The sequence below is a fragment of the Sorangium sp. So ce836 genome (assembly GCF_028553905.1).
GTDB lineage: Bacteria > Myxococcota_A > Polyangia > Polyangiales > Polyangiaceae > Sorangium > Sorangium cellulosum_D.
In genome coordinates this window covers 6,271,987-6,290,349 of the sequence record NZ_CP102233.1, presented here as the reverse complement: position 1 = coordinate 6,290,349, position 18,363 = coordinate 6,271,987, and the positions used below count along the sequence as shown (strand labels likewise).

14 protein-coding genes are annotated in these 18,363 nt (G+C 77.1%); 9 read left to right on the top strand and 5 right to left on the bottom strand.

Features of this window, described 5'->3' with window-relative positions:
* Positions 1–93 precede the first annotated feature (93 nt).
* Complete coding sequence (locus NQZ70_RS22715) at positions 94–855, top strand: sigma factor-like helix-turn-helix DNA-binding protein (RefSeq protein ID WP_129576058.1); 762 nt, start codon at positions 94–96, stop codon at positions 853–855.
* Here NQZ70_RS22715 and NQZ70_RS22710 read toward each other — a convergent pair whose 3' ends face one another.
* From NQZ70_RS22710 to NQZ70_RS22700, 3 genes are all read right to left on the bottom strand, one after another.
* Positions 856–3,363 (bottom strand): hypothetical protein, encoded by a 2,508-nt coding sequence (locus tag NQZ70_RS22710; RefSeq protein WP_129576057.1) that lies wholly within the window; start codon positions 3,361–3,363, stop codon positions 856–858.
* Positions 3,351–4,229: a hypothetical protein gene (locus NQZ70_RS22705; RefSeq protein WP_129576056.1), complete on the bottom strand. Its 879-nt coding sequence runs from the start codon at positions 4,227–4,229 to the stop codon at positions 3,351–3,353. Before NQZ70_RS22705 ends, NQZ70_RS22710 begins: the two co-directional genes overlap by 13 nt.
* A 61-nt stretch (positions 4,230–4,290) precedes the next feature.
* Positions 4,291–4,956, bottom strand: coding sequence for an RNA polymerase sigma factor (locus NQZ70_RS22700; protein WP_237245532.1), 666 nt, complete (start codon positions 4,954–4,956; stop codon positions 4,291–4,293).
* Positions 4,957–5,160: 204 nt separating this feature from the next.
* On the opposite strand from NQZ70_RS22700, the gene NQZ70_RS22695 reads away from it, so the two are divergent.
* Together NQZ70_RS22695 and NQZ70_RS53415 are read left to right on the top strand one after the other, a co-directional pair.
* Positions 5,161–5,700 carry a hypothetical protein gene (locus NQZ70_RS22695; RefSeq protein ID WP_237245531.1) on the top strand — a complete coding sequence of 180 codons (540 nt, stop codon included), beginning with the start codon at positions 5,161–5,163 and terminating at the stop codon, positions 5,698–5,700.
* Between the two features lie 263 nt (positions 5,701–5,963).
* A complete protein-coding gene (locus tag NQZ70_RS53415) occupies positions 5,964–6,269 on the top strand; it encodes a septal ring lytic transglycosylase RlpA family protein (RefSeq protein WP_408022435.1) in 306 nt (101 codons plus the stop codon).
* Between the two features lie 46 nt (positions 6,270–6,315).
* Here the strand turns inward: NQZ70_RS53415 and NQZ70_RS22685 are convergent, their stop codons facing one another.
* Positions 6,316–8,739 (bottom strand): PQQ-binding-like beta-propeller repeat protein, encoded by a 2,424-nt coding sequence (locus NQZ70_RS22685; RefSeq protein WP_129576053.1) that lies wholly within the window; start codon positions 8,737–8,739, stop codon positions 6,316–6,318.
* Between the two features lie 250 nt (positions 8,740–8,989).
* On the opposite strand from NQZ70_RS22685, the gene NQZ70_RS22680 reads away from it, so the two are divergent.
* From NQZ70_RS22680 to NQZ70_RS22665, 4 genes are all read left to right on the top strand, one after another.
* Positions 8,990–9,616, top strand: a complete 627-nt coding sequence (locus NQZ70_RS22680) for a phosphatidylcholine/phosphatidylserine synthase (protein WP_129576052.1) — start codon at positions 8,990–8,992, stop codon at positions 9,614–9,616.
* A gap of 195 nt (positions 9,617–9,811) precedes the next feature.
* Positions 9,812–10,402 carry a Uma2 family endonuclease gene (locus tag NQZ70_RS22675; protein ID WP_129576051.1) on the top strand — a complete coding sequence of 197 codons (591 nt, stop codon included), beginning with the start codon at positions 9,812–9,814 and terminating at the stop codon, positions 10,400–10,402.
* 57 nt (positions 10,403–10,459) lie between these two features.
* On the top strand, positions 10,460–11,050 hold the full coding sequence (locus NQZ70_RS22670) for a Uma2 family endonuclease (RefSeq protein WP_129576050.1): 591 nt from the start codon (positions 10,460–10,462) through the stop codon (positions 11,048–11,050).
* Positions 11,051–11,160: 110 nt separating this feature from the next.
* Positions 11,161–12,285 carry a PQQ-binding-like beta-propeller repeat protein gene (locus tag NQZ70_RS22665; protein WP_237245530.1) on the top strand — a complete coding sequence of 375 codons (1,125 nt, stop codon included), beginning with the start codon at positions 11,161–11,163 and terminating at the stop codon, positions 12,283–12,285.
* Positions 12,286–12,370: 85 nt separating this feature from the next.
* Here NQZ70_RS22665 and NQZ70_RS22660 read toward each other — a convergent pair whose 3' ends face one another.
* Positions 12,371–13,105, bottom strand: a complete 735-nt coding sequence (locus NQZ70_RS22660; protein WP_129576049.1) for a hypothetical protein — start codon at positions 13,103–13,105, stop codon at positions 12,371–12,373.
* A 394-nt stretch (positions 13,106–13,499) separates the two neighbouring features.
* Between NQZ70_RS22660 and NQZ70_RS22655 the strand changes: the two genes are divergently transcribed.
* Both NQZ70_RS22655 and NQZ70_RS22650 read left to right on the top strand, forming a co-directional pair.
* Positions 13,500–15,035: a hypothetical protein gene (locus tag NQZ70_RS22655; RefSeq protein WP_129576048.1), complete on the top strand. Its 1,536-nt coding sequence runs from the start codon at positions 13,500–13,502 to the stop codon at positions 15,033–15,035.
* Positions 15,036–15,328: 293 nt separating this feature from the next.
* The gene (locus NQZ70_RS22650; protein WP_129576047.1) at positions 15,329–18,277 is read left to right on the top strand and encodes a serine/threonine-protein kinase PknK; all 2,949 of its coding nucleotides are present in this window, start codon (positions 15,329–15,331) and stop codon (positions 18,275–18,277) included.
* The last annotated feature ends 86 nt before the right edge of the window (positions 18,278–18,363 follow it).

Genomic DNA, 18,363 nt, shown 5'->3' with positions numbered 1-18,363 from the left:
GGAGCGGGATCTCTTTGCGCTCGAGCTTGGACTCGGGCGCGTGGGGAAACGCGCGCGCTTGAGAGCGGAGACGCTACCAAACGGAGGCAGCGCATGGCGACGGTGTCTGAGAGCGAGCTCGAGATCTTCGGCCTAGACGGAGCGGATGCGGCGGGGAGTGACTGCGAATCGGCGGGCTCCAGCGAGCCGGTCGTGGAGGGCGCGCTCGCGCTCCAGGCAGACCCGGCGGCGTCGGGGAACGCCATCACGCGCGAGCAGCGCAGGTCACGGAGGAAGCGCGAGATCCGGGCGCGGACGATCAGCGTCAAGCGCATGACCAAGCGCGAGCTCGAGATCGGCCGGATGCTCTATCCGGAGACCGATTATTACAAGCCGCGGACCCGCGCCGAGTGCGTCGACGGCCCGAGGCCGTGCCCGTACGTCTCGTGCCAGCACCACCTCTATCTCGACGTGTCGGCCAGGACCGGCGCCATCAAGCTGAACTTCCCCGATCTCGAGGTCTGGGACATGAACGAGACGTGCGCGCTCGACGTCGCCGATCGCGGCGGCACCACGCTCGAGGACGTGGGGGCGATCATGAACCTGACGCGCGAGCGGATCCGCCAGGTCGAGGTCAAGGCGCTCGCCAAGCTCGAGGCGCTGAAGGACATGATGGCGCTGCGCGACTACGTCGACGAGGGCCCGGTCGGCAAGCGCCGGCTCCCGGTGCTGACCCAGCCCGAGGACGACGAGGACGAGGACGAGGTCGCGCTCGACGAGGACGAGAGCGACGCGGAGGACGAGGGCCTCGACGCGACGCCCGCCGGGCGGACCTCGGAGATCGAGGACGCGGGCGACTTCGACAGCGGGGAGTGATCAGTCGGGCCGGGCCTCGACGGTCACGATCGCGTCCGCGCCGAGCGCGCTCGCCAGGAAGGCGCGCCACGCCGCCAGCGTGGCCTTCGCCGGCGGCGTGCGGGGGGCGCGGCCGCTCCACAGGTGGATGAGCCGGCGCCGCGGCTCCGCGAGCGCGTCGCGCTCGCGCCGGGCGACGTGCGACTCGGCGCGGTCGAGGTCGGCGTCGGTCACCCGCTGCGCGAGGCCGGCGAGGAGCTCCTTCACGCGGGCCGTGGCCTCGTCGAGCTCCGCGCTCGGCGCCCGGATCTCGACCGCGAGCGCCGCCGCGCGCGCCCCGCCGAGGACGCGGGCGCTCGCGCGGGCCGCGAGCTTTCGCCGCGCGGGCGCGGCGTCCGCCGCGGGAGGGGCCGCCGCGCCGAGGGCGGCCGCGAGCAGGCCGCCTTCGCCGCTCAGGCCTTCGCCGTTGAGGGCGGCGACCGTGAGCTCCGCCAGCTCGCGCGTCGCGCTCGCGGCCTCGCGCGCGGCCGGGAGCCGCGCGCCGACGACCGCCTGCGAGAGCGGCGTCCCGGCCGGGAGGCGGGCGTCGTGGTGACCGACCCGGGGCACCACCGCGCCGTCGGGTGAGGCGCACCCGCGCGGCGCGAGCCGCGGCGCGAGCCAGCGCTCGGCGGCCTCCGCCGCGGCGGCCGCCTGCGAGGCGTCGGCGTTCGCGAGGACGGCGAGCCGGAGCGGGCCGGTCGCGAGCGCCTGCCATCGGAGCTGCACGGTCTCCAGCGCGCCGCTCGCCACCCGGTCCCAGACGCCGAACGGCTCGATCCAGGACGGGTGGTCGGGCGCGAGCGCCGAGGCGAAGGCCTCGAGCGCCGCGGCCCGCCCGCCGGAGAGGCGCTCCAGGTGCTCGAGCGCCGCGGCGCGCGCCAGCGTGAGCGCCTCGGGGCCCAGCGTCGTCGCCGCGACCGTGCGCGCGGCGGCGCTCGCGACGCGGCGCCCGAGCTCGGCCGGGGTCTCGCGATCGTCGCGGAACGGCGCGTGCGCGATGACCCCGACGGCGTCCGCCGTGACCCACGGCTCGATCGTCACGTCGAGCTCGCGCCGCCGGGTCTGCACGGCGGCGAGCGCGGCGAGCGCCGTCGCGCCCGCGTCGTACACCCCCTCCTCCGCGACGCCGCACGGGCTCGCGAGCAGGACCCAGATCTCGCCCTGCCCGCGCTCGATCAGGGTGCGCCGCTCCAGCGCGGGCTGGGCCCCCGCCGCGAGCGCGCGGCCGAGCTCCGCCTCGAAGAGCCGCTCGCCGGCCTCTCCCGGCGCGACGGGCCGCGGCGGATCGGCGCTCGGGGGGAGGCCGAGGGCCGTCGCCCAGCGCTCGGGCGGCGCGTTCGGTGCGCTGCCCGAGAGCGCCCACCAGGCGGCGCGCGCGCCGGCGTCGCGCGGGTCCTGCGCGGTGAGGATCTGCCGCGTGGCGGTGGCGGGGCTCGCGGGGGCCGCGAGGCCGCGGCGGATCTCCTGCCGCGCCACCGCGGCGGCGAGCGCCGCCGAGGCCTCGACGGGCGGGGCCGCGGGCAGGTCGGAGGCCTCGATGGTCACGCCGACGCAGCCGCCGCGCGGGCGGGCGACCCCGAGCACCTCGACGGTGCGGAACGGCGACGGGAGCGCCGAGAGCCGCGCGCGGAGCGGCGACCCCGGCGCGCCGAGCCGCTCGGCCGCGGCGACCGCCGCCTGCGGGCTCGCGACGCGCACGGCCACGGTGACGCGGGCGGCCCGCCGCTCGAGCTGATTCGTCGCGTACACGCCGACCGTGTCCGCCGCCGGCCACGGGTCCGCGGGCGGGCTGCCCGCGGGCCAGCCGCCTTGGCCCTCCGCGGCGCGCGCCGCCTCCGCGCAGAACGCGGCCGGGCCGACCGCGGCGATCGAGGTGCGCCCGGCGTGCAGCGCCGCGGTCCGCCACCCCTCGAGCTCCCGCACGCCCGCGGGCGTCGTCAGGTCGACCACGGGCTCGGCGCCCGCGAGGCCCAGCCGGCCGGTGCACGCCGCGATCGGCGAGAGCTCCGGCGCGTCGAGCGGGCTCGCCCTGAGCGCCTGCACCCGCTCGATGGCGCGGGTGACCTCGGGGCTGCCGGCCGCGATGGGCTGCGCGAACGCCGCCGAGAGCGCGCGCAGGAACGGCGCGACGCGCGCCGCGTCCCGCACGAGCAGGCGCACGCGGAAGGAGCCGCGGTCGATGCGCGCGTCCACGTCGAAGCCGGCGGCGACGAGCCGCGCCTCGACCACGCTGGCGAGCGCCGTCGTGGCGACCGAGCCGAGATCGGTGGCGACCGAGGCGACGAGCGCGGGCGCGGGGTCGCCGTCGCGGGAGACGAGCGTGAGCCGCGGGCGGGCCTCGAGGTTGCGCACCTCGATGCGCCCGACGCTGCCCTCGGGCGTCGAGACCAGCGCGTGCCCCGGCGCGGTCGGGCCGCCGGGCGCGGCGCCGCTGCAGGCCGCGATCAGGACGAGCGGCAGCGGGAGCGCGGGCGTCAGGGAGCGCATGCGTCGTCGGCCGGCAGGGGGGCGCCTTCCGGCTGGAAGTCGGCCGGGCATCGCGGGGCGATCTTGAAGCCGTAGAAGTAGGTGAGCACGCCCGTGACCGAGGCGAACGCCGCGCCGTCCGCGAGGCGCGGCCCCTCGGCTTCGAGGTCGTAGAGCTCGTTCGACAGGCTCGGCACGTCGTCGGCGGGCACGCCGGCGCCGACGTTGATCCGCGCCGTGTACCGGCCGCCGCTCCTCGCGGGGCCGCCGACGGTCGTCACCCCCTCGACCCGCACGAGCATGCCGAGGTAGCTGCGCGCGGTCGCGTAGCTCGTCAGCGCGCGGAGCGGCACGCGGATCGGCTTCGCGGGGCGGTCCTCGAAGCGGAAGCTCACGGTCCCGCCGATCTCGGGCAGGGTGCGGCAGCCGCGGAACCGGCCGGACGAGGGGCCGCGGAACTCGGTGAGCACGCCGAGCAGATCGACCACGTCGCCGGGGAAGAGCCGCAGGTCCGGGGGGCTGAACGCCGGCTGGAAGACCGTCATGCCGGAGTACGGGACCGGCTCGTCGGCGCTGTCTTGCACGTAGTGGTTGCCGTGCGCCCCCTCGCCGGTCTCGTCGAACCGGTCGATCGCGACGAGCGTCGCGCCGGTGACGTGGACGCGGCGATCGACGGGCACGCCCTCGCAGTCCTCGCTGTCCTGCGCCGCGGGATCGGCGTTGAACCACGCGGCGTCGCCGACGAGCTCCGCGATGCGGGCGCCGCTGCCGCGCTCGTCGGCGAGGGGGATCGAGGGGGCGTCTCCGTTGCCGCCGCCGCACGCGGCGAGCGGCGGGGCGGCGGCGACGGCGAGGAGGGTGGTCGTGATGCGGAGCGGGGCGGCCATCCTCTCCGGCTCATACCACAGGGCCGACGGACGCCGAGCCCCCTTCGGGGGGCGGGGCGGCTCAGGCCGCGAGGCTCGCGCCGGACAGCATCGCCTCGAGGCGGCTCTGGATCTTGTGCCGCTTCGAGTAGACCGTCTTCACGCTGATGCGCATCCGCTCCGCGATCTGCTCCGGGGGCAGGCCCTCGCCGAAGTAGAGCGCGACGAACTCGCGATCCTTGTCGGAGAAATCGTGCAGCACCTGCCCCACGATAGCGGCGCGCTCGCGGCGCTCGGCGTGGTCCTGCGGGGAGGGGCGCTCGCAGGGGAGCTCGACCGCCGCGTCGTCGAGCGGGGCGCAGCGCGGCGCGCGGCGGGCGCCGCGCAGGTGGTCGTAGGCGCAGTGGACGGCCAGCGTGCCGATCCAGGAGCCGAGCCGCGTGCCGCGCTCGGCGTCGAAGCTCCTCAGCTTGCGCATGTCGTTCGAGATCAGCTGCATCAGCAGCGTCGCGTGGATGTCGCGGATGTCGTCCTGCGCCACCACGGCGGAGAAGCGGGCGATCACGCCGCTGATACACCGGTGGACCAGCCGATCGTACCGGGCGTGGAAGGCGCGCCAGGCGCGCTCGTTCCCCGCGATCATCTCCTTCACCAGCACCCCTTCGGCGACGTCGCCGAGGTCTTCCGAGCATCCCTTACCGCAGAGAGCCAAGCCGTTGGACATGCCGGGGGCCAGTGCACCCGACATGCCAGCGTCTCCAGGGCCGGATCGACGGGCGGCGCGGCGGCGGCGTGCCGCCGTGGGCCAGCGGCCGTACCTCGGGAGCTGTTAACGAGGGTTCACTGCGCGCGACCGCCACCGAGGTGGAAAGATCCAGCCACGCGCCCCAGTTCAGGCCGCGCCGGGCGCATCGGGTCTGCGCGCGGCCGTGTTTCGGGTTATGGACCGAGGGTGCTTTCCGGCCGTGCTCTAGCCCTTGCGGTCCTCGCGTGGTCGCTCCTCAAGGTCGTGGTGCGCCGTCTGTTCGACGGGCCGAGCGGGCTTGCGCTCTTCCGCGAGAACTACGACGCCGACGGCCTGCCGCCGCTCTCGCCCGCCGAGCGCGCGGCGCTGCCCGGCTTCTCCCGCTGCATCGCGTGCGGGCGCTGCGATCTCGGCGAGGCCGAGCGCATCGCCGCCTCGAGGGGGGCTTACCCCGGGCTCATGACCGTGGTGCTCGCGTCCTCGCGGAGCATGCCGGACTTCGACGCCGCGGCGCTCGCGCTCTCGCACGTGCCCGAGGCGGTGCTCGCCGAGAAGGAGCAGACCTGCCCGACCGGCGTCCCGTTCCGCGAGCTGGCCAGGTTCGTGCGGTCCAAGGCCAGCGCGGCGCTGGCCTTGGACGGGGAGGGGAGCGCGCCGGCCGACCTGGCCCTCGCCGCCGCGGCGGCCCCGCCCGTGGCCGCCCTCGACCCCGCGTCGGCCGAGCGCGCCGCGCCCGAGGCGACGTGATGACGCCGGCGGGACGCCGCGGCGCGGCGAGGGCGCTCGCGTTCGTCTTCCTCCTCGGCACCCCGGCCTGCGCCGCGCACCAGCCGATCCCGGCCCGCAGGGGCGGCGCCGCGCCCCTGTCCGCCGAGGTCTCCCGCCCGCCGGGCCCCCGAGCGGCGCTCCCGCCGGGCCGGGCCGGGGACGACGACGCGGGCGAGGACGACGGCCGCATCTCCACGCCCGTCGCGCCCGCGAGCGCCCGGGGCGCGGCGAAGGGGGTCCCGATCCAGCGCGGGCGCGCGACCTACTACGCCGACAAGTTCAAGGGCCGCGCCACCGCGAGCGGCGAGCCCTACAACCCCCGCGCGCTCACGGCGGCGCACCGGACGCTCCCCTTCGGCGCGCTCGTCGACGTCGTCCGCCGGGACGGCCGCCGCGTGCGCGTGCGGATCAACGACCGCGGCCCGTTCAAGCGCGGCCGGATCATCGACGTGTCGCGCCGGGCCGCCGAGCGGCTCGGGCTCATCCAGGACGGCGTGATCGACGTGACGCTCGAGCTCATCTGGAAGCCCGCCCGGCGGGGGCGCTGATCGCGCCGCGGCGCCGGGCGGCCGGGGGCCGCCGAGCCGCGGGCTGCTACTGGACCAGGCTGAGCCGCGGCGCCGCGGCGAAGGCGGCCAGGTGGCCGCTCTCCTCGGCGACGTAGACGTCGCACCGCTCGTCGACCCGGAGGAGATCCGGGATGAGGTCGGTCGGCACCTTGCCGAGCAGCGCGCCGTCGCGCGGCCGCACCACGTGCACCTCGCTCTGCGGCACGAACAGCGCCCCCGAGCGGAGCACCGGCTCGAGGCGCCGCGGCCGGTCCCCCTCGACGCCGCCCGCGAGCACGTGCCGGTACCGGATCGCGCCGTCGTGCGCGCCGACCCCGACGATCTCGCCCGCCTCGCTGTTCACCACGACAACGTCGTCGACCATGAGGCACGAGGCCGTCGCCGCGCACGCGGTGAGGTCGAAGCGCGTCGCCCCGGTGCGGCGATCGAGCCCCACGAGCCCGGTGCCGCGCCGCCCGTGGGTCACCACGCACACGGTCTCGGGCCCGAGCAGCGGCGCGCCGACCGGCGCCACGTGCTTCGGCAGGTCGACGGTCCACCGCGCCTCGCCCGACCACGGGTCGAGGTGGTGCAGCCGCGCCCCGCCGCGGCCGACGAACGCCCCGTCGCCGGCCAGGGCGAAGAGCGCGTCGTGATCGACCGCCACCGGCGACGCGAACGGCAGCCGGTCGCAGAAGCGCCAGACCACCTCGCCGCTCAGCACGTCGAGCGCCGCGAGCGCCGGCTCGCCGCTGCCGACCACGACGAGCTTGCCCGCGCGGCGCAGCCGGAAGTTCTCGCCGCGTCGCGCGGCGTAGCGCCAGCGCACCTCGCCGGAGTAGAGGTCGACGGCCGCCAGGTGGCGCGTCCCCTCGCTCACGATGAGCATCCGGGGCAGCCCGGGGGCGCTCACCACCGCGCCCGAGGCGTTCGCCCCGACGCGCGGCGACAGCCGCGTCGACCAGGCCACCTCGCCGGTCGAAAGCTCGTGCAGCTGCAGCGTGCCGTCGGGCAGGAGCCGCCCGAGGCCGACCGGCGTCATCACCGAGACCGCGCGCGGCGCCTGCTTGCGCCACAGGCACTCGCCGGTGCGCCGATCGATGCAGGTGAGCTCGCGCGTCGAGCCCACGACGAGCACGTCGCCGCAGAGGAAGGTGGCGCGGAGGTCGAGCGAGGGGATCGCCGCGACCCACCGGGCGGTGAAGCGCAGCCGCGTCCGCCCGAACGTGTCCTCGGCCGCGGCCTGCGGGCGCGCCGCCGCGGCGAAGGCGCGGTACGTCTCCGGGGCCACGTTGATCTTCGCGTCGTTGCGCGTGAGCTCGCGGAGCCGCTCGGCGAGCTCGCGCACGCGCGCCCGGAACTCGAACAGGCGCAGGTTCGAGGTCTGCGCGCGGTCGCGGCGCACGAGGCTGCGCGCGAGCGCGCGCCCGAACGCGACGACGCCCTGGGCGAGCGCGGCCACGTCGACGGCCGGGAAGGTCCAGGTCTGCGCCCGCTCCTCGGCGGCCGAGAACGGCGAGCCGCGGCCCGGGCCGGGCGCGCGCGGATCGCCGGGCGGGACGCGGCCCACGCGGGGCACGCCGAGCGTGAGCGAGAGCGCCCCCTCGCTGTGCAGCCGCACGCCGAGGATCGCGCCGCCGACGGTCAGCCGCCGGTGGTAGGGCTGCCGACGCGCCCACGCGTCGAGCGACTCGAGCGACAGCGACGCGAGCTGCTCGGCGAACGGGAAGATGAAGACGTCGGGCAGCTCCCGCGCCTCCTCGCCCACGAGCACGCGGATCTTGCCCCGGAAGAGGAGCGAGAACAGGTCGGCGCGGAGCACGGCCGGCTGCGCGAGCGCGGCGCCCTGGGACGTGCGCAGGAGCGCCTCGGCCGCGATGGCGATCGGGATCTCGCCGGTCGGCTCGACGCCCACGATGGCGGGCTCGCCGCCCGGATCGTCGGGCGAGAACGGCAGGGCGGCGGCGAGGCACCGCCGCGCGGCCGGGAGGCGGTGCTCGCCGAGGCCGCCGCCTGCGTCGTTGTCGGAGAAGGCGGCGTCGCGGCGGGCGCTCGGGCTCCGGTGCGCGGCGAACCGATCGATGGCCGCGAGCACGCGCGCGCAGAGCGCTTCGCCCTCGAAGCGCCGCTCGTGCAGGGCGACCTCGGGCACGTCGCCGCCGTGGAAGACGGTGACGAGCAGATCGCGGCCCACGCGCTCGAGGCCGAGCTCCCAGGGATCGGGCTCGAGGCACAGCCGCACGACGGCGCGCGCGCGGCGTCCGGAGGCGAGCTCCGCCGCGGCCTCGGCGAGATCGCAGAGGAGCGGCAGCGCCTCGGCCTCGGCGCGCAGCGGCAGCGCCGCCTCATCGAGCGGAGGAGGCGCGTTGCGCGCCCCCTCCAGGACGAAGTCGAGCACCTCGTGCAGCGACGTGCGCTCGGGCTCCGGTGAGCATCGGGTGTTGTCGGCGACAAGAGACAGTCCGGGCATCCGTCGAGGGATGCTAGGCAGCGTGGGGCCGGGTCCTAAGTTTTGTGCGCGGATAGCCGCGGAGTGGACAAGCCCGTGCCACCTGACTAGACAGCGCCGGGCGCGCGCCGCGGCTGCCGCCGCCGCTGCCGCCGCGGGGCGGGCCCTCTGGCGCGAGGACGGCGCGAGGTCGGCGACGCGCGCGGCGCGCGCGACGTAGAATGGTTGGAAATCCAACCGGACGTGCAACACACTTCGCACCCCGAGCGCCATGCCTTCCGAAAGACCGCCCCACTTCTCGATGCTCCGGTCGTTCGCGCTGGCGGATTTCGTCACGCTGGCGAACGCGGCGAGCGGCACCCTGAGCATCTTGCTCTGCCTGAACTACGTGGCCGAGCGCGAGCGCGTCTACATCTGGGTGGTCTTCGGGCTCTTGCCGTTCGCGCTCGCGTGCGACGTCCTCGACGGCACGATCGCGCGGTGGCGTCGCCGGCACTCGCCGCTCGGGGCCGATCTCGATTCGCTGGCCGACGTGGTCTCGTTCGGCGTCGCGCCCGCGGTGCTCGGCTACGCGCTCGGCCTGCGCGGCCCGTGGGACGCCGCCGCGCTCGTCTATTTCGTCGCCTGCGGGATCAGCCGCCTCGCGCGGTACAACGTGACCGCGGCCGAGCTGTCGGACGAGCGCGGGAAGGTGCGTTACTACGAGGGCACGCCCATTCCCACGAGCCTGCTCATCGTGCTGCTCTTCGGGGTGCTCTTCGCGCAGGAGCGCGTGCACGAGCAGATCTGGCTCGGGTCGATCGCGCTCGGCCCCTGGGCGTTCCACCCGCTCAGCCTGGTCTACGTCGTGAGCGGCAGCGCGATGGTGAGCGGCACGCTGCGGATCCCGAAGCCGTAGCGGCGAGGGGGCGGCGGCGCGGGCGCCGAACAGCAACTTCCGCTGAAGTTACAGTGACTTGCGGCCCGAGCGGGCAGGCGGCGCAGAGGGGGCTCCGCGGCGCTTCCGCATTTGCTCCGCCCTTTCGGGCGCCGGCCGCGGGCGCTTGCTCCGCACCGCATTGCCTGCCATCGGGGCACCGGGCAGGCTTCGTCCATGGGCCAGCCCGCCGAGAAGCAGCGCCGCGCCACGTACGCCGACCTCGAAGCCGTCCCGCCGAACAAGGTGGCGGAGCTCATCGCAGGTGTGCTCCACGTCATGCCCCGGCCGGCACCACCTCACGCACGGGCATCGTCCAGGCTCGGGATCAAGCTGGGCGGACCGTTCGACCTGGGCGACGGAGGGCCCGGCGGCTGGCACATCATCGACGAGCCCGAGCTGCGCTTCCCCGACCCACACGCGCCTGGCGAGATCGACGCGCTCGTGCCCGACCTCGCCGGCTGGCGCCGTGAGCGTATGCCCGAGCTCCCGGAGACGGCCTTCTTCCCGCTCGCCCCGGATTGGGTCTGCGAGGTCCTGAGCCCGTCGACCGCGGAAGTTGACCGCACTGTGAAGATGCCGGTGTACGCGCGCGAGGGCGTGCGGCACGCGTGGTTGGTCGACCCGATCGCGCGCACGCTCGAGGTCTACGTGCTCGGCCAGGATCGCCGCTGGGATTCCGCGGTAGTCCACCGCGACGCTGCGCGCGTCCGGGTCGAGCCCTTCGACGCCATCGAGCTCGACCTCTCGGTGCTGTGGCTGAAGTAGGTTGGTGCCGCGCGGGTCGCCTTGTGCGGCCGCACGCCTCCGGGCAGGCTCCGAATCATGGGTAAGCCCGCCGAGACGCAGCGGCGCGCCACGTACGCCGACCTCGAGGTCGTCCCACCGCACAAGGTCGCCGAGCTTGTCCGCGGTACCTTGCACGTGTTTCCTCGGCCGGCCCCTCGGCACGCATACGCCCAGGGAGCCCTGTTGGGTGAGCTGTTCATCCCCTTCGACCGCGGTCGCGGCGGCCCAGGCGGGTGGCGTATCTTCCGCGAGCCCGAGCTTCACTCCCCAGATCCGGAGGCGCCCGGCGAGGTGGAGGTACTCGTGCCCAATCTCGCTGGCTGGCGTCGCGAGCGCATGCCCGAGCTGCCCGACACGGCCTTCTTCCCGCTCGCCCCGGACTGGATCTGCGAGGTGCTGAGCCCGTCGACCGCCGCCGTCGACCGCGACGAGAAGATGCCCGTCTACGCGCGCGAGGGCGTCCGGCACGCGTGGCTGGTCGACCCGATCGCGCGCACGCTCGAGGCCTTCTCGCCCGCGTCCGTGCGCACATGGACCCCCGTCGCGACCCACCGCGACGCCGCGCGGGTCCGCGTCGAGCCGTTCGACGCCATCGAGCTCGATCTCTCCCTCCTGTGGGCAAAATAGAAGCGGCGGGTCAGGGCCCCGGCCGAGGACGCTGCCCGGCCCCGCGCTCGCCGGCGCGCCGCGCGCCGTCGCCCTCGATCGCGGGCGCCCCGCGGCGATAGACTGGCGCGATGCGGCCCTGCAGGAGCTGTGGTGCCTCGCTGGAGGCAAGCCGTCATGGGATCACGTGTCCGCGCTGCGGCGCCGAGAACCCCGGCGTGCCGGGCGCGGCGGCCGCACTGCCGGACACCCCCGCCCCCGCGCCGGCGCCGACGCCGCCCCGGGCGGTGAAAGCGCTCCTCGCCGTGGCGATGGCGGCGGTGGGGGTCGGCTTCGCGGTGATGTTCTTCGCGCGCGTCGAGCCGCCGCGGGAGCCCGCCCCGCGCGCGCGCCAGCTCACGACGCAGCTCGACGCGCTCTGCTTCGTGGACGCGAACGGCGACGACGCGCCCGACCCGGTGCTGTGGCAGGACGGCAAGACGCGCGGGCGGGTGGTCGCCGTCGATGGACGCAGCGGGCAGGGGATCTGGTCCTCGTCGGAGCTCGACCGGCCCGACGCGCTCGCCTGTCCCGACCACAGCACCGTGCTCGCCGGCGGGGAGAGCGCCACGCTGCACGCCCTCGACGCCCGCACGGGCAAGCCGCGCTGGGCAGCGAGCCTGCCCGGGGCCCCCGACGAGATCGCGGCCGGCGAGGGCTGCGCGACGGTGGTGTTGAAGGACGGCACCGCGACCGGGATCAAGCTCGGCGGGGGCGAGGTGGCCGACTGCCCGACCGCACCCCCGCCGTCGGCGATCACGGGGCAGTTCTGGGAGCGCAAGAAGAACCCCCAGGTGGTCCAGGTCGCCGACGTGGAGGTCGCGCTCACGGCGCCGGCCGAGGGGCCGCCGCGGCTCTCGGCCGAGGGGCGCCGCGGCGGCGCGTCGCTCTGGAAGAAAGAGCTCCCGGTGCGCGCGCCGCTCTCCGGCGGGCGGCCGGACCTCTTCCTCGTCGCGAGCGGCGGCGCCGCCATCGTCGTCGGCGTCGATGTCGTCGGGGGCACGGAGCTGCGGATCATCGCCCTCGATCCCGCGACCGGGGCCAGCCGGTACGAGCGCGCGGCGGGCTACCTCGGCGACCGGATCGTGGCGGCGAAGGCCGCGGGCCCCTACGTGTACGTCGTGAGCGGCGCCGCGGTGAGCGGCGCCGCGCTGCGCGCGATCGACCCGGCGACCGGCGGCACCGTGTGGCGCGCGACCGCGCCGCCGTCCCCGTGACCGGGCCAGGCGACCGCGCCGCCGTCCCCGTGACCGGGCCAGGCGGCCGCGCCGCCGTCCCCGTGACCGGGCCAGGCGGCCGCGCTCAGCAGAGGCAGCCGACGAAGGTGCCCGAGAACAGCGGCCGCTCCATGACCGCGGCGCCGCACGTCGGGCACGTGTCGCCGAGCTTGAGCTCGCGGGGCGGAGGCGCCGGCTTCGCCGGCTGCGCGCCCGCGGCGACGCCGACCGCGGCGAGCGGCTGGAACTCCACGATCGACACGCGCGAGAACCCCTGCCTCGGCGTGGCGCTGCGCTGCGGGGAGGCCAGGAGATCCTGCTTGCTGCGGACCGGCAGGATGGGCCGCGACATGTTGATGTAGGCGAGCTCGGTCGTGTAGAGCGCCGGGTCGAGCATGCGCGGGTCCTCGGGCTGGACGATGCCGTGCTGGAACGCCTCGATCAGCATGTCGACGTCGGTCCGCGCGTTGCGGTTGCGCGCGGCGTCGACGAGGAAGAGCCCGTTGCCGTAGTAGGCGGCGTTGAGCCAGAAGCCGGTGCCCGCGGTGTGGTAACCGCCCGTCGCCCACTTGTACCCGCGCAGCGCGCGGACGTGGGCCGTCAGCGCGTTCGCCAGCGCATACGACGTCATGCCGAGCGGCAGGAGGCTCACGAGCGCCGCCGGGTGGAAGTTCAGGCAATCGCTGCAACAGACAGGCACCGTCGGCACGAGCGCCTGCGCCGGATCGATGCAGACCTGGACTTCCGATTCGCTGCGATAGCAGCCGGTGAAACAGGAATGCCGCTCGACGGCGGCCAGGAGCGCGGCGGGAAGTGCCATGCGAGCAACTATACCGTCCACGAGGGCGCATGGCTGCCATGAGGCGCAGCGTCACCGCCGCTGTCCGCGGCGCGAGACGCGCGGCGCGCGCGGGCGTTCTCGACGTCCGCGCATGCACGCGCCCGTACGTCCGCGCGTGCATGCGCCCGTACGTCCGCGCTCTCGCATGCGCGCTCGTCCGCGCGTTGGCGCGGCCGCGGACAGGCGAGCGCAATTGCGTCCTTCGTGCGCCTGTCCCAGGATCGCCGGCCGTGATGACGGCCGCGCAACCCGAGCATCAGCGCCTCCGGCGATGCGTCCTCGATGGAGCGCGCGCGGCCGAGCTCGAGCGCCGATCCGGGACGGGCGCGCGGTCCTCCTGCCCGCTCCAGCGCGGCGCGGACGCACGGGCCGCGTGACCGGGCGGAGGCGCTCGCAGCTCGTCGCGCTCGCCGGTTCCCTCGCGGCGCTGCTCCCGGCGCTCGCGCTCTCGGGGTTCACGGTCGACGACGCGCTGATCACGGCGCGCTACGCGCACCACCTCGCGCGCGGGCTGGGCTACCGCTTCAACGCGGCCGGGCCGGTGACCGACGGGGTGACGCCGCTCGGGTGGGCGTTCGCGCTCTCGCCGTTCGCGGCCGGAGGCCCGCTCGCCGCGCTCGCGGCCGCGAAGGCGATCGGCGTCGCCGCGTGGACGCTCGCCGCCGGAGCGCTGGCGCTCGCGGTCGATCGCGCGTCCGGCAGGCCGGCGCGGTTCGCGGCGCTCGCGCTCGTGCCGGCGTCGGCGCCGCTCGGGGCCTGGGCCGCGGCGGGCATGGAGACGGGCGTCGTGGCCGCGCTCGGCGCCCTCGCGGTCGCGCTGCCGGCGCTCGGCTGGGCGCTCGCCGGCGCGGCGTGCGCCGGGGCGGCGGCGGCGCTCCGGCCGGAGCTCCTGCCGTTCGCGCTCGTCGTCTCGCTCGCGGCCCTGGCGGCCCCGCGCTCCGGCGGCGCCGGCGCCGCGCCGCCTACGCCGCCTGCGCCGCCTGCGCCGCCTGCGCCGCCTGCGCCGCCGGCGCCGCTTGTGCCCGTGGAGCGGCCCGCGTGGGCCCGCGCGCTCGCCGCGCTCGCGCTCGCGGGCCTGCCCTTCGTCGCGGTGGCCGCGGCGCGGCTCGCGATCTTCGGGCGCGCGGCGCCGCTCGCCGCGCTCGCCAAGGCGCCGGACGCGGCGCTCGGGGCCCGGTACGCGCTCGCCTGCTTCCTCCTGACCGGGCCGGTGGCGCTGGTCGCGCCGGTCGCGTGGCGCGCCCTCCCGGCGTGGCCGCGCGGGCTGCTCGCGGCGGTCGCCGTGCACTTCCTCGCGGTCGCGGCGGCGGGCGGCGACTGGATGCCGCTGTCGCGGCTCGTCGTGCCGGCGCTGCCCGCGACCGTGCTCGCGGCCGCCCACGTCGCCTCGGCCGCGGGCGCGCGCGCCACGGCGCTCCGGATCGCGCTCGCGCTCGCGGGGCAGCTCTTCGTGATGATCCGCGTCGGGCCGACCGCCGCGCGCGTCGGCGGCGACCGGCTGCGCGTGATCGAGGAGCTCCGCGGCGCGCTCGCCGGGGCCGAGGTCGTCGCGGCGCTCGACATCGGCTGGCTCGGCGCCGCGACGGGCGCGACGCTCGTGGATCTCGCGGGCGTCACGGATCCGGCCATCGCGGCGCTGCCCGGCGGGCACACCACGAAGCGGATCCCCGGCGCGCTGCTCGACGCGCGCGGGGTGGACGCGCTCGTGCTGCTGCTCGCCGAGGGCCAGGCGCTCGCCTCGCCGTGGACCGCCTCGCGGTTCGCGCGCGGGGTGGAGCAGCACCTCGCGCGCCTGCCCGGCGCCGGCGAGGCGTTCGCGCCCGCGGCGGTGAGCGGCGTGCCGCACCTCCGGTACGTGGTGCTGCGGCGCCGCGCCGGGGGCGAGGCCGCGGCCGTCGCGCCGCGCTGACGCGGTCGCCGCGGGGGCGCCGGCTCGCGCGCGGCGCCCTCGCGTTCGCGCCGCGGGGGTGCGCCGGCTCGCATGCGGCGCCGCGCCGCGCGGCCGCCGCGGAGGTGCGCCATCGTGCACGCGGCGCCGACGCGGGCGCCGCCCCCCACGTGACGTATGCCGCGATGGTGTGCCGGCACGCGCGCCGCGCCGCGCCGCGCGGCGTCGCGGCAGGTGGCAGTGGACGCCGGACGCGCGCAGCTGGCACGCTGCATGGAAGCGCGCCGTGCGCCCGAGAGGAGCGCGTCAGCTCGATGCGGTCAGGTGAGGTCGTCGACGACCGGTTCGAGGTCGAGGAGCACGCCGCCTCGGGCGCGACGGCGCGCGTGTACCGCGGGCGCGACCTCCGGTCCGGCGCGAAGGTGGCGCTCAAGCTCCTGCTGACGGCCGCGACCCCGGCGCTCGGCGCCCTCGCGCGGGAGGCGCTCGCCCTCGCGACGCTCGCGATCCCCGGCGTCGCCCGCTACGTCGCGCACGGCGCGACCGCGGGCGGCCGGCTCTACCTCGCGGTGGAGTGGATCGAGGGCGAGACCCTCTCGGAGCGGCTCGATCGCGCGCCGCTCACCATCGCCGAGGTCCTGACGCTCGCCGCCCGCGTCGCCGAGACGCTCGCCGCCGTCCACCGCCTCGGCTTCGTGCACTGCGACGTGAAGCCGGGCAACCTCCTCCTCGAGGGCGGCGACCTCGATCGCGCCCGGCTCATCGACTTCGGCGCCGCGCGCTTCTCCGGGGACGAGGAGGAGTTCCCGACGCTCGGCGAGATCCGCGGCACGCCGCAGTACATGGCCCCGGAGCAGGCCCGCGGCGAGCCCCAGATCGACGCGCGCGCCGACGTCTTCGCGCTCGGCAGCGTGCTCTTCGAGTGCCTGACCGGGCGCGCCGCCTTCGCCGGCGGCGACCCGCTCTCGGTGCTCATGAAGGTCCTCCTCGAGGAGCCGCCGCGGCTCAGGGAGCTCCGCGCCGACGTCCCGGCCGGCCTCGATCGGCTCGTCGCGCGGATGCTCTCGAAGGCCCGCGAGGCCCGCCCGCGCGACGGCGGCGCGGTCGCGGCGGCGCTCGCCTCGGAGGCGCTCGACAGGCGCCCTGGCGGCGGCCCGCCGCCGTGGTCGCACCCCTCGTCGTCCCACCCGCCGCCCCGCGCCCGCGAGATCACGGCGAGCGAGCGGCGGGTCATGTGCCTCATCCTCGCCCGCGAGGACGAGGCCGACGCCGAGGCGACCCTCTCGGAGACCGCGGACGAGGGCCGGTCGCGCGCCATCCGGGAGATCGTCGAGCGCCACCGCGGCCGGATCGAGCTCCTGGAGGCGCGGTGGCTGCTCGTCACGCTCTCGGGGCCCTCCGCGCCCGCCGACCTCGCGGCCCAGGCGGCGTGCTGCGCGCTCGCGCTCCGGGAGCTGCTCGGCGGCGCGCGGCTCTCGCTCGTCACCGGCCGGGCCGAGGTCGCGGCGCGGCTGCCGGTCGGCGCGGTGATCGATCGCCTGGTGCAGCTCGTCCAGGGCTCTCGCGATCCGCACCGCCCGGCGGCCATCCGCATCGACGACATGACCGCGGGCCTGCTCGGCGCGCGGTTCGGCGCGACCAGGGACGCGTCGGGGTGCTGGCTGTACGGCGCCCGCGAGGAGGCGCTCGACGCGCCGCCCGCGCTCCTCGGCCGGCCGACGCCGTACGTCGGCCGCGAGCGCGAGCTCGGGCTGGTCGAGGCCGAGATCGACGCCTGCCTCCGCGGCAAGGCCCCGGGCGCGGTGCTCGTGACGGGCGCGGCCGGGGCGGGCAAATCGCGGCTCGCCTACGAGCTCGTCCGCGCGCTCCGGGCGCGCGGCGAGCCCCTCGAGGTGTGGATCGGCCAGGCCGACCCGATGAGCGCGGGCTCCGCCTTCGGCCTGCTCCAGCGCGCGCTCCGCGGCGGGCTCGGCCTTCGGGACGGCGAGCCGATCGCCGCCAGGCGGCGCAAGCTCCGCGCGCGCGCCGCGCGCCGCGGCGGCGCCGGCGCGCGCATCGCGCCCTTGCTCGGCGAGCTCGCGGGCGCCCCGCTGCCGGACGGCGGCGACGCGCGGCTCGATCCGGCGCGGCGCCCGCTCTTCTCGAGCGACGAGCTCCGCCTCGCCTGGGAGGGCTTCCTCGACGCCGAGTGCGCCGCGCGCCCGGTGCTCCTCGTGCTCGACGACCTGCACTGGGCCGATCCGCCGACCGTGGCGCTGGTCGACGCGGCGCTGCGCCGCCTGCGGGGCCGACCGTTCGCGGTGCTTGCGCTCGCGCGGCCCGGCGTGCGCGAGATCTTCCCGGGGCTCTGGCACCCGCACCTGCGCAGGGAGGTCTCCCTCCCGCCGCTCGCGCCGGCGGGCGGCGAGCGGCTCGTGCGGGAGGCGCTCGGCGCCCGTGCGAGCGCGGACCTCGTGCGGGCGATCGTCGAGCGCGCCGACGGCAACGCGTTCTGCCTGGAGGAGCAGATCCGCGCCGCTGCCCGCGGGAGGATCTCGGCGCCGCCGGAGACGGTGCTCGCGATGGTGCAGGCGGATCTCGACGCGCTCGATCCGGAGGCGCGCCGTGCGCTCCGTGCCGCGAGCGTCTTCGGCGAGGCGTTCTCCGAGGCGGCGGTCGCCGCGCTCGTGGGCGGCGCCGACGTCGCGCGCGCTCTCGACGAGCTCGTGCGGCGCGGGGCGATCGTGCGGCTCGGCGCGGGAGGCGCGGGCGGCGCGGGAGGCGCGGGCGGCGCGGGCGGCGCGGGAGGCGCGGGAGGCGCGGGAGGCGCGGGAGGCGCGGGAGGCGCGGGAGGCGCGGGAGGCGCCGGCGGCGGCGCTGCGTACCGCTTCCGCCACGCGCTCCTCCGGGAGGCCGCCTACGCCATGTTGACCGAGGGCGACCGGCGGCTCGGCCACGCGCTCGCGGGCGGCTTCCTCGCGGAGCGCGGCGAGGTCGCCCCCATGGCGCTGGCCGAGCACTTCGAGCGCGGCGGCGAGCCTGCGCGCGCGGCCGCGGCGTACCTCGAGGCGGCGCGGCAGGCGCTCGCGGTCGGCGACCCCGGCGCGGCGCTCGCGCGGTCGGCGCGCGGCGTCGCCTGCGACCCGCCGCCCGCCCTCGCGGACGAGCTCCGCCGTGTCGAGGGCGAGGCGCGCTTCCGCGAGCGCGCGGCTGGCGCCCGCGCGGAGGACGACGCCTGCGCGCTCGAGCTCGTGCCGGAGCGGCTGAGCGAGGCGGCCGAGTAGGAGAGCTCACGCGCCTCTCTCGGCGAGGCGCGGCGCGCTGCTGACGAGGCGCGCCGCGCGCTTCGCGGAGCGCCCGCCGTCGCGCC